The following is an 11,300-nucleotide window of genomic DNA, read 5'->3' as shown; positions in this document are numbered from 1 at the left end:
ACAGATACTGCACCGGACCGGACGCCGCATAGGCGAGGAACACCAGCAGCAGAATGCGCGGCGGATCACTGAACACGACAGCGAATACCAGCACCACCGCCAGGATCGCCACGAACGGCACGCGACCTTTGAGATCCAGCTCCTTGAAGCTGTTGTACTTGATGTTGCTGACCATCAGCATGCCGGCCGCCGCCACCATCAACGCCACCAGGAACGACATCTTCGAACCCTGAATGCCGTAATCGCTGAACGCCCAGACAATGCCGGCCACCACACCTGCCGCCGCCGGGCTGGCCAGACCGATGAAGTAGCGTTTGTCCGCCGTGCCGACCTGGGTGTTGAAACGCGCCAGACGCAACGCCGCTCCCGCTACATATATGAAGGCGACCATCCAGCCGACCTTGCCCATGTCTCCCAGCGCCCAACCGAAGGCCAGCAATGCCGGCGCGACGCCGAAGGCGACCATGTCCGACAGCGAGTCATACTCGGCGCCGAAAGCACTTTGCGTATTGGTCATGCGCGCTACGCGACCATCGAGACCGTCGAGCACCATCGCGACGAAAATCGCGATTGCAGCGAAGGCGAAGTACTTGCTCGCATTCACCGAGTCGCCGGCGCTCAACGCGGCCTGCGCGCTCATCGAGTTGATGATGGAATAGAAGCCTGCGAACAGGTTGGCGGTGGTGAACAGGTTCGGCAGCAGATAGATACCACGATGCCGGACTTTACGACCTTCGGCGTCGTGCCCTTCTTCGATGTGTTCATCGATGGGCAGCAGGCTTTCGGCGTCGGAAGCCTTGTTCGGCTCTTCGGGACGTTCGCTCATGGACATTACCTTGCAACGGTTTGGAAAAAATTCGACAGAGGCTTGAGGACGACAGTTCGGCCACAAACGATGCAGCTTTATACCAGAAGCACCGGCCCAAACGAAAAAACGCGGCCTAGGCCGCGTTTTTCGTGCAAGGGACGACGACTTAGTTTTTGGCTTTGTCGACGATCTTGTTGGCACCGATCCACGGCATCATGGAGCGCAGTTGCTCGCCGATGATTTCGATACCGTGAGCGGCGTTGTTACGACGCTTGGCGGTCATCGAAGGGTAGCCGGTTGCGCCTTCGCTGATGAACATTTTGGCGTATTCGCCGTCCTGAATACGTTTCAGGGCGTTGCGCATGGCCTGACGGGATTCGGCGTTGATCACTTCCGGGCCAGTCACGTACTCGCCGTACTCGGCGTTGTTGGAGATCGAGTAGTTCATGTTGGCGATACCGCCTTCGTACATGAGGTCAACGATCAACTTCAGTTCGTGCAGGCACTCGAAGTAGGCCATTTCCGGCGCGTAGCCAGCTTCAACCAGAGTTTCGAAACCGGCTTTCACCAGTTCAACGGTACCGCCACACAGAACGGCTTGTTCGCCGAACAGGTCAGTTTCGGTCTCGTCCTTGAAGGTGGTTTCGATGATGCCGGTACGACCGCCACCGACGCCAGCGGCGTAGGACAGTGCAACGTTTTTGGCGTTGCCCGAGGCGTCCTGGTAGATCGCGATCAGGTCAGGGATACCGCCGCCTTTGACGAACTCGGAACGCACGGTGTGGCCCGGGGCTTTCGGCGCGATCATGATCACGTCGAGGTCGGCACGCGGAACAACCTGGTTGTAGTGAATCGCGAAGCCGTGGGAGAAGGCCAGAGTGGCGCCTTTCTTGATGTTCGGCTCGATTTCGTTCTTGTACAGCGAGGACTGGAACTCGTCCGGGGTCAGGATCATGACCAGGTCGGCAGCGGCAACAGCGGAAGCAACGTCGGTCACTTTCAGGCCGTGAGCTTCGGCTTTGGCAACGGTGGCCGAACCTTTACGCAGACCGACGGTAACGTCGACACCGGAGTCTTTCAGGTTGCACGCTTGAGCGTGGCCCTGGGAGCCGTAACCGATGATGGCAACTTTCTTGCCCTGGATGATCGACAGGTCGCAGTCTTTATCGTAGAAAACTTTCATGAATTTCCCCTTATATCCGGCCGTTCAGGCCATGCGCTAATTTGGTTTAGATGCTGAGAACTTTGTCGCCGCGAGCAATGCCGGTCACGCCGCTACGGACGGTTTCCAGAATCGATGCGGTGCCGATGGACTGAATGAAGCTGTCGAGCTTGTCGCTGGTACCGGTCAACTGAACGGTATACACGCTGGCGCTGACATCGACGATCTGCCCACGGTAGATATCGGTAGTGCGTTTGATCTCGGCGCGCTGGGCGCCAGTGGCCTTGACCTTGACCAGCATCAGTTCACGCTCGATGTGAGCGCTTTCCGACAGGTCCACCAGCTTGACCACTTCGATCAGCTTGTTCAGGTTTTTGGTGATCTGCTCGATGACTTCATCGTGGCCCACGGTGGTCAGCGTCAGACGCGACAGGGTCGGGTCTTCGGTCGGCGCCACGGTCAGGCTTTCGATGTTGTAGTTGCGCTGCGAGAACAGGCCGACTACACGAGACAGAGCGCCGGGTTCGTTTTCCAGAAGCAGGGAAATAATGTGCCGCATGATTAAGTACGCTCCGTCTTGCTCAGCCACATATCGCGCATGGAGCCGTCTTTGATCTGCATCGGGTAGACGTGCTCGCTGGTGTCGACCGCAACATCGATGATCACCAGGCGATCCTTCATGGCGAACGCTTCGGCCATCTTCGACTTCAAATCTTTCGATTCGGTGATGCGTACGCCAACGTGGCCGTAGGCTTCAGCCAGCTTGATGAAGTCGGGCAGCGATTCCATGTAGGAGTGCGAGTGACGGCTGCCGTAGCTCATGTCCTGCCACTGGCGAACCATGCCCAGCACACCGTTGTTGAGGATGACGATCTTTACCGGCAAGCCGTATTGCAGGCAGGTCGACAGCTCCTGGATGTTCATCTGGATACTGCCTTCGCCGGTGACGCAGGCAACGTCGTCGTCCGGAAAGCTCAGCTTGATGCCCATCGCTGCTGGCAGACCGAAGCCCATCGTGCCCAGACCACCGGAGTTGATCCAGCGGTTAGGCTTGTTGAACGTGTAGTACTGCGCAGCGAACATCTGGTGCTGACCCACGTCGGAGGTCACAAAGGCGTCGCCCTTGGTCACTTCGCAGAGGGTTTCGATCACGGTCTGCGGTTTGATCTTGCTGCCGTCGCCCTTTTCATAAGGGAACAGGCCGCGATCGCCACGCCATTCATCGACCTGCTTCCACCAACTGGCCACGGACTCCTTGTTCGGGGTCTCGCCGATTTCCTTGAGGATCGCGACCATTTCGGTCAGGACGCTCTCGACCGGACCCACGATTGGCACGTCAGCCTTGATGGTCTTGGAGATCGACGCCGGGTCGATGTCGATGTGGATGATCTTGGCGTTCGGGCAGAATTTCGCCGGGCCGTTGATCACCCGATCGTCGAAGCGTGCGCCGACGGCGAGGATCACATCGGCATGGTGCATCGCCAGGTTCGCGGTGTAGCTGCCGTGCATGCCGAGCATGCCGATGAACTGACGGTCAGTGCCAGGGAAAGCGCCCAGACCCATCAAGGTGTTGGTCACCGGCAGGTTGAGCATTTTCGCCAGCTCGGTCAGTTGCGCGGAGCCATTGCCGAGAATCACGCCGCCGCCGGAGTACAGCACCGGGCGCTTGGCCGCCAACAACATTTCTGCCGCCTTGCGGATCTGCCCGGAGTGACCGCGAACGGCCGGGCTGTAGGAACGCAGCTTGGCTTTCTTCGGGAAAACGTATTCGAATTTCTCGGCCGGATTGGTCATGTCTTTCGGGATGTCGACCACGACCGGGCCCGGACGACCGGACTGCGCCAGGTAGAAGGCCTTCTTCATGACTTCCGGGATTTCCGAAGCGTGCTTGATCATGAAGCTGTGCTTCACGATCGGCCGGGAGATACCGATCATGTCGGTTTCCTGGAACGCGTCGGTGCCGACCATGGTGCTTGGCACCTGACCGGAAATGATCACCATCGGAATCGAGTCCATATAGGCGGTGGCGATACCGGTGATGGCGTTTGTGGCGCCTGGACCGGATGTCACCAATACCACGCCGGCTTTACCGGTGGCACGGGCGTAGCCGTCAGCCATATGGGTCGCCGCTTGTTCGTGACGAACCAGGATGTGGGTCACTTCCGGTTCTTTGAACAGGGCATCGTAAACATGCAGGAGAGCACCACCCGGGTACCCGTAGATATATTTGACGCCTTCGTCACGCAAAAAGCGGACGAGCATCTCACCGCCAGATAAAAGCTCCACGTTGTTCACCTCTAAAACGCCAGAATACCGTCCACAAAAAAGGGGCGGGTCTTAATAGGTTTACTTCTCGGCAGAGCATGAGCGACGGTGGTCGCCGACTACGTCAGCACTGACTGAGCAAGTATTGGGATCGTCCCAAGTGTTGCGGGCCTTTCCCACCCAGCGCGAGGTAACGCGTTGCGGGTGTAACAGGTCGGCGCGGATGTGCGCCTCATGATCTACCGAGTGGGTCTGCTTCTGGCAGTCCCTCTACAGCGGACTTTGGATTCTTCTGTTTCGCCCTCTGCAAGTCAAGTCGTCTGTGGGGTTAATTGTGGGTAAGCACATGAGAACGCAAGAAAAAACCTGAAAAGCGCTACTCTGTTAGCGTCAATTGCGCATTTTTGCCAAGGAATCAGCATGCGAACGCTCCTCCTTACTCTGCTGATCGGTCTCAGCCCATGGTGCTCGGCCGCTCAAATCTACAAATGGGTCGATGCCCAAGGCGTCACGCATTTCGATGCACAACCGCCGCAGGGCCAACCGGCGACGACCCTGCAAACGCCCTCCTCACCCGCGCCGAAAGCCGCGCCGCTGCCGGGCGGCGGCGTACTCGGCGATCAGAAAGCCATTGATGCCAAGGTGAAGAAACAGGTCGCCGAGCAGCAGGCGCAGCTCGAGGCCTTTTGCGAACAGGCACGCACGAACCTGGCGCAACTGCAGAACAATCCGCGTTTGCGTGAGGAGGTCGAGGGGGATGTGCGCAGGCTCGACGATACACAGCGTCAGGAACGCATCGTCGAAGCGAAGAAGCAGATTGCCGAGAATTGCTCGTAATCGCGACGTCGGAACTTGTAGGAGCTGACGAGTGCAACGAGGCTGCGATCTTTTGATCCTGCTCGTCTAAAGTCAAAAGATCGCAGCCTTCGGCAGCTCCTACAAAGCTCCTACACAACCGCGCTCAGCGGGAGGCAGTGATCAGCCGGTCAAACTCTTTGAGCAGCACCTGCAACTGCCGATCCTTGCCGCCAAGGTTGCGCTGGGCGAAGACCATTTCCGCCATTTCCTGAATGCCCGAGGCGTTCGGTAAGGGCAGATCCTGTTCGAGGATCATCTTCATGCGCGGCAGGAAGATCCATTGCAGCCATTGCTCGAAGTCCAGCGTGTCGACCGAGAACGGCTCGACACTGCTCAGGGCTTCGACCGACGGCTGAACCTCATCCCACCAGCCCTGGGTGCGCAGCTCGCGTTCAATCAACAACAGCTGATCGGCGATTTTCGGGAAACGCACGTCCATCACAGGGAAACCTTGGCCTTCTGACGGGCCAGCGCGGCGCCGGCGGAATCGCCTTGTTTCTCACGAGATTGAGCGATGATTTCCCACAGGCTGGCTTGCAGATCCGGACGACCGTTGGCCATGGTCAACGCGCGACGGGCAAATTGCTCGGCTTGCGGCGCATCGCCCTGGGCCATGCGCACCTGCGCCAGACGGTAAAGCACTTGTGGCTCACGGGGGGCGACACGTTGCGCCCGCTCCAGGCTGGAAGAGGCACCGTTGAGGTCGCCGCCGGCCTGCTGCTGTTGCGCGGTGGTCAGCAAGGCGAGTACCGGACCGTCCAGTTGCTCATCCGCCGACAGCCCGCCACCGCTGCTGGCCGAAGGAATGCCACTTGGCGTCGACGGCATGCTGTAGCTGCCGGAGTTGATCGGTGCCGACTCAACCGCCGATGGGTTGTAAGGCCCCGACGTGATACCGCCGGATGCAGGCCCCGGGACGATCGGCGAAGAACTGATCGGTGTTGACACCGCAGCACCGCCGCCCGGCACCATCACCACCACGCCGGTATCGCCCTGCGGAATCGCCTGAGTCTGGCCCTGCGCCGGGCGCTTGACCGTGGTCTGGCGGAAACCGCCATTGGCGCCGATGCGTTCGCTGCTGGACACGGCCGTACCCGAATCCACTACCGGAATCGAACCACGCTGTACGGTGGAGCAGCCGCTGAGCAAAGCCACGGCGGTCACCGCTGGAATCAACCACTTGTTCACTTGAAACCCTCTTTGCTTAATTCATCCAGCCCTTGACCCAGTCCATCACCGACTCCGGCGAGGCAGGTGTTTCGCTTGCACACGCGGCGCCGGGTGGCGGCTCGCTGCCGCGAATATACGGCATCTGTACCGCGCCGGGGCAGTTGGCATCGGAACCCTGGCCGGTGCGCGAATCGACCCACGCTTGCACGACGTTGTCCGGCTGCGGCATGTCCAGCGGCAGCGGATCGGCCTTGCGCATGAAACTGGTCCAGACCTGCAGCGCACCGGTGGCCCCGGTGAACGGCGTCTTGCCGTTGTCGTCGCGACCCAGCCAGACCACTGCCAGCAGATCCTGACTGAAACCGGCGAACCAGCTGTCGCGTGAATCGTTACTGGTACCGGTCTTGCCCGCCAGGGTCAGGGTCTTGGGCAGCACGTTATAAACCGAACTGCCGGTACCTTCACGCATCACCCGCTGCATGGCGTTCTGGATCAGGTAAATCGAGGCAGGGTCGAAGCGCTGTTCGATCTGGAACGGATAACGCTTGAGCGGCTCGCCCTCGGCGGTCAGCACGCTGCGAATGCCGCGCATCGGCGTATTGAAACCACCGTTGGCCAGCGTCTGGTACATGGTCGCCACTTCGATCGGCGTCATGCCGCCAGCACCGAGCAGCATCGACGGGAACGCCGGGAATTCACGGGTAACGCCCAGGCGACCTACGGTCTTGAGCACGTTCGGCACGCCGACTTCCAGGCCCAGGCGCGAGGTCGACAGGTTGTAGGAATGCGCCAGGCCCTGATAGAGGAACACTGTACCGTGGGAGCGGCGATCGTAGTTCTGCGGCTTCCACACCTGACCGTTGGCGCCTTTGACCGACAGCGGATCGTCCGACAGCCAACTGGTCAACGTGTATTGGCTCGGTTTCTCCAGCGCGGTCAGATACACCGCCGGTTTGATCAGCGAGCCGATCGGGCGTACCGCATCCAGTGCACGGTTGAAACCGGCGTAACTGGCCTGACGGCTGCCGATCATCGCCTGGACTTCACCGGTTTCCGGGTTGGTCACGACCATCGCCGCTTCGACGTCATCCGAGCCCTTGCGCCCGGCCAGACGCTTGAACGTGTCGTTGACCGAGGCTTCGGCTTTCATCTGCAGAATAGGGTCGAAACTGGTGAAGATGCGCAGGCCTTCTTCGGTCAAGTCTTCGTCGCGGTAGTCTTCGCGCAACTGGCGTTTGACCAGGTCGATAAAGCCCGGGAACGAGCTGTCGGCGAGCTTGCCGCGAGTCGTCACACCGAGCGGCATTTTCTTCGCCGCTTCGACCTGTTCGGGGGTTGCCACGCCTTGCTGCGCCAGCACGTCGAGGACCAGATTGCGCCGCTCCAGCGCGCGCTCCGGGTTGCGACGCGGGTTGTAGTAGGACGGCCCCTTGACCATGCCGACCAGCAGCGCTACCTGATGCAGTTTCAGCTCGGACAAAGGCTGGCCGAAGAAGAACTGACTGGCCAGACCAAAACCGTGCACCGCACGCTGGCCGTCCTGACCGACGAAGACTTCGTTGAGGTAGGCCTCAAGAATTTCCTTCTTGTCGTAATGCAGTTCCAGCAGCAACGCCATCATCGCTTCGGTGAGCTTGCGGGTCAGGCTGCGTTCGCTGGTCAGGTAGAAGTTCTTCACCAACTGCTGGGTCAGCGTACTGCCGCCCTGGGTCATCTTGCCGCCGGAGGTGTTGATCCACACGGCGCGGGCGATCGATTTCGGCGACACGCCCCAGTGGCTGTAGAAGTCGCGGTCTTCGACGGCGATCAGGGTTTCGAGCAAGTACGGCGGCACCTGATCGAGTTTGATCAGGATGCGGTCTTCGAGATTTTTCGGGTAAATGCCGCCGATCATCAGCGGCTCGAGGCGCACCACCGACAGTTTCGAACCGTTGGTCGAGGACAGTTCGGCGACGTAGTCGCCGGAGAAGCGCACACGCACTGGCTGCGGCTTTTCCAGACCTTCATAGAACTGGAAGCCACGGGTGTTCAGGTCAACCGTATTGCCGCTGACGGCGGCGGCGCCGGGGCCATTGCTCACGGCTTCGCGGCGATAGCCGAGGGCATCGAGTTCGGTGAGGAAATCGTCCTTGCTGAGCTTCTGTCCGACGAACAGCTCAAGCGGGCGCGCGTACACCTTGGCCGGGATGGTCCAGCGCTTGCCGGAGAACTTCTCCTGCACCACGGCATCGAGGTAAACGGCAAAGCCGGCCAGCACTACAAGGCCGACCAGGCTGAGTTTAATGGCCCAGCTCAACCATGGGCTGAGGCCCTTGGCTGGTGGTTTTTTCTTGGTACGGGGGGATCGGGATCGAGTCATGGCGGCGGATTATACGCACTTTATCGATCCTCAACAGGCACGCGCGGAGGTTTGCGTCAGGCGGGCAAGCAGCCATAATGGCCGCCTCGAATTCCCCCGCCTCTGAAGGATCGCCCGTGAGCCAGTCCCTGATCGCTGCCCTGCAAAACCCGGCCCTCTACCCGCATCCCGTCGAAGGGTTTCAGGTCATCGAAACCCACATCTCGTGGGTGATTCTCACCGGCCCCTTTGCCTATAAAGTGAAGAAGCCGGTGAATTTCGGCTTCCTCGACTTCACCAGCCTCGACGCACGTGCGCATTTCTGCGCTGAAGAGCTGCGTCTGAACCAGCGTCTGACCGCTGATTTGTATCTCGACGTGTTGCCGATCACCGGCAGCGTCGAGGCACCACAACTGGGCGGCGACGGCCCGGCTATCGAATACGTGCTGAAAATGCGCCAGTTCCCGCAGAGCGGCTTGCTCAGCACCCTGCAAGCCAATGGCGAACTGACCACTCAGCACATCGACGCGTTGGCCGAGCAGATCGCCCATTTCCATCTCAATGCCCCGAAAGTCCCGGCCGAACACGACGCAGGTACACCGGACAGCGTGATGGCGCCGGTCGCGCAAAATTTCGAGCAGATCCTGCCGTTCCTCAGCGACAAGAACGATTTGCTGCAACTTGAGGCATTGAAAGCCTGGGCCGAAAGCAGCTTCGAGCGCCTCAAGCCCCTGTTCGCCCAGCGCAAGACACAAGGTTTCACCCGTGAATGCCACGGCGACATTCACCTGGGCAACGCCACGGTCATCGACGGCAATGTGGTGATCTTCGACTGCATCGAGTTCAACGAGCCATTCCGTTTCACTGATGTCTGGGCCGACACCGGCTTCCTCGCCATGGACCTGGAAGACCGTGGCCTGAAATCGTTGGCGCGTCGCCTCATCAGCCAGTATCTGGAACTGACCGGCGACTATGAGGGCCTGGAAGTGTTGAACTTCTATAAAGCCTACCGCGCGCTGGTGCGGGCCAAGGTGGCATTGTTCAGCATGCCGGCGGACGCGACTGCGGTGCAGCGCGCCACCACCCTGCGCCAGTACCGCAACTACGCCAACCTGGCGGAAAGCTACAGCACCATTCCTTCGCGCTTCATGGCCATTACCCACGGTGTTTCCGCAGTCGGCAAGAGCCATGTGGCCATGCGCCTGGTCGAAGCGCTGGGCGCAATTCGCCTGCGTTCCGATGTCGAGCGCAAGCGCCTGTTCGGTGAGCAGACCGTTGCCAACGACGTGCAGGCCGGCATTTACAGTGCCGACGCCAGCACCGCGACCTACGCACGTCTGCATGAAATCGCCGAGGTGATTTTGCACGCCGGGTTCCCGGTAGTGATCGACGCGACCTATCTCAAACGCGAGCAGCGCGACAACGCGGCGAAGATTGCCGAAGCCACTGGCACGCCGTTCCTGATCCTCGACTGCAATGCCCCGCAAGCGGTAATCGAAAGCTGGCTGGCGATGCGCCAGGCCGATCAGAAGGATCCGTCCGACGCCACCCTGGCAGTGATCGAAGCGCAGCAGGCCAACCGCGAAGCGCTGACCCCGGAGGAGATTCTGCGCAGCAAACGCGTGCAGACCAATGAATCCGGCACGCTGGACACTGTGGTCGCGCAGATCCGTCAGCGCCTGCCGGGCCTGTAAAAAACTATTTCGGCCGTGAAGCCCTCGCTCGCTTCACGGCCGGCAAATAGTGGCACTATACTGGCGTCATAAAACCAACAGGTGATCTGACATGAGCCAGCCTAAACTGCTCGACACTCCGCTTTACGCCCTGCTGCACAAAGATGACGTTGCAGGCTTCAACAAAGAACGTCCACAGGATGGTCTGATCGACATGGTCGGAGGCGATTTCCGGGGCCTCGACCTGCGTGAACTGAACGCCGATAACGTGGATTTCCGCGATGCGTATTTCCGCTCCGCCGATTTGCGTGGCATCGATTTCCGCAAGGCTTCGCTCGAAGGCGCCAGCCTGGCCCATGCACAGATTTCCGGTGCGTACTTTCCGCCGGAGCTGAGTGCCGACGAGATCCTGATGTCAATGAATTTCGGTACACGATTGCGCTATCGCACTCGCTGATATCCGGAAATCTTCCTGACACCACGCCTTGCCCCTATGGGAGCGAGCCTGCTCGCGACGGCGTAGTGTCAGTCGATATTGATTGTGTCTGATACGCCCTCTTCGCGAGCAGGCTCGCTCCCCCATTGATAATCGTTTACCTCCCTTCCCTCTGCGTTCGCAGGTCCTTTACCCCCCTTTCTTAGAAGCTTTTGCGTCGAATCCGACCAAACAACCACGCTTTTCCTACTGATGGCTACACTGCTGAGAAGCTCGCCCACGCACCATTCGGCCGTCGCAAGGAGGCTTGATGAATGATGAACTGCAACACCTGAAAAATCTTGGCAAGACATCGGCGCAATGGCTGCATGCCGTGGGCATCCACAGCGCCTCGGACTTGCGTCGCCTCGGTGCAGTGGATGCCTACCGGGCCGTGCGTACTCGAGGCTTTCGCGCTTCAAAGGTGTTGTTGTATGCGATCGAAGGGGCGTTGATGGACGTGCACTGGAACGACATCCCTGCCGAGCGCAAGGACGCCTTGAACAAGCAGCTCGAAGCCATTTCCGCGCGCCATAAAAACTGAACAGGCG

Annotated in this window: 11 protein-coding genes (1 of these 11 running past the window's edge); 4 read left to right on the top strand and 7 right to left on the bottom strand. The window is 59.8% G+C overall.

Annotated features, from left to right (window positions below; translation table 11 throughout):
- From pssA to AB4N48_RS02115, 4 genes are all read right to left on the bottom strand, one after another.
- Positions 1–826 carry the 5' portion of a CDP-diacylglycerol--serine O-phosphatidyltransferase gene (gene pssA / locus AB4N48_RS02130; protein ID WP_016773182.1) on the bottom strand. It extends 32 nt beyond the left edge of the window, so 826 of the gene's 858 nt are visible here — the first part of the coding sequence; the start codon lies at positions 824–826; the stop codon falls past the left edge of the window.
- Between the two features lie 148 nt (positions 827–974).
- Complete coding sequence (ilvC, locus tag AB4N48_RS02125) at positions 975–1,991, bottom strand: ketol-acid reductoisomerase (protein ID WP_003228216.1); 1,017 nt, start codon at positions 1,989–1,991, stop codon at positions 975–977.
- A 46-nt stretch (positions 1,992–2,037) separates the two neighbouring features.
- A complete protein-coding gene (gene ilvN, locus AB4N48_RS02120; protein WP_003176102.1) occupies positions 2,038–2,529 on the bottom strand; it encodes an acetolactate synthase small subunit in 492 nt (163 codons plus the stop codon).
- Positions 2,530–2,531: 2 nt separating this feature from the next.
- A complete protein-coding gene (locus AB4N48_RS02115; protein WP_039761986.1) occupies positions 2,532–4,256 on the bottom strand; it encodes an acetolactate synthase 3 large subunit in 1,725 nt (574 codons plus the stop codon).
- A gap of 399 nt (positions 4,257–4,655) precedes the next feature.
- On the opposite strand from AB4N48_RS02115, the gene AB4N48_RS02110 reads away from it, so the two are divergent.
- Complete coding sequence (locus AB4N48_RS02110) at positions 4,656–5,072, top strand: DUF4124 domain-containing protein (protein ID WP_095181815.1); 417 nt, start codon at positions 4,656–4,658, stop codon at positions 5,070–5,072.
- A gap of 124 nt (positions 5,073–5,196) precedes the next feature.
- Here AB4N48_RS02110 and AB4N48_RS02105 read toward each other — a convergent pair whose 3' ends face one another.
- The 3 genes from AB4N48_RS02105 to mrcB are packed head-to-tail and all read right to left on the bottom strand — an operon-like array spanning position 5,197 to position 8,622.
- Positions 5,197–5,532, bottom strand: a complete 336-nt coding sequence (locus AB4N48_RS02105) for a YqcC family protein (RefSeq protein WP_056790386.1) — start codon at positions 5,530–5,532, stop codon at positions 5,197–5,199.
- The gene (locus AB4N48_RS02100; protein WP_460094724.1) at positions 5,532–6,281 is read right to left on the bottom strand and encodes a tetratricopeptide repeat protein; all 750 of its coding nucleotides are present in this window, start codon (positions 6,279–6,281) and stop codon (positions 5,532–5,534) included. The genes AB4N48_RS02105 and AB4N48_RS02100 overlap by 1 nt, the downstream gene beginning before the upstream one ends.
- A gap of 16 nt (positions 6,282–6,297) precedes the next feature.
- Positions 6,298–8,622: a penicillin-binding protein 1B gene (gene mrcB / locus AB4N48_RS02095; RefSeq protein ID WP_056790389.1), complete on the bottom strand. Its 2,325-nt coding sequence runs from the start codon at positions 8,620–8,622 to the stop codon at positions 6,298–6,300.
- A gap of 116 nt (positions 8,623–8,738) precedes the next feature.
- On the opposite strand from mrcB, the gene AB4N48_RS02090 reads away from it, so the two are divergent.
- The 3 genes from AB4N48_RS02090 to AB4N48_RS02080 all read left to right on the top strand — a co-directional run bounded on the left by AB4N48_RS02090 (position 8,739) and on the right by AB4N48_RS02080 (position 11,293).
- Positions 8,739–10,295, top strand: coding sequence for a bifunctional aminoglycoside phosphotransferase/ATP-binding protein (locus AB4N48_RS02090; RefSeq protein WP_041477842.1), 1,557 nt, complete (start codon positions 8,739–8,741; stop codon positions 10,293–10,295).
- Positions 10,296–10,386: 91 nt separating this feature from the next.
- A complete protein-coding gene (locus tag AB4N48_RS02085; RefSeq protein WP_041477841.1) occupies positions 10,387–10,731 on the top strand; it encodes a pentapeptide repeat-containing protein in 345 nt (114 codons plus the stop codon).
- 289 nt (positions 10,732–11,020) lie between these two features.
- Positions 11,021–11,293 carry a TfoX/Sxy family protein gene (locus tag AB4N48_RS02080; protein WP_016773175.1) on the top strand — a complete coding sequence of 91 codons (273 nt, stop codon included), beginning with the start codon at positions 11,021–11,023 and terminating at the stop codon, positions 11,291–11,293.
- The last annotated feature ends 7 nt before the right edge of the window (positions 11,294–11,300 follow it).

Source organism: Pseudomonas sp. S2_C11, assembly GCF_054668395.1.
This window is presented reverse-complemented; position numbering and strand designations above follow the sequence as displayed.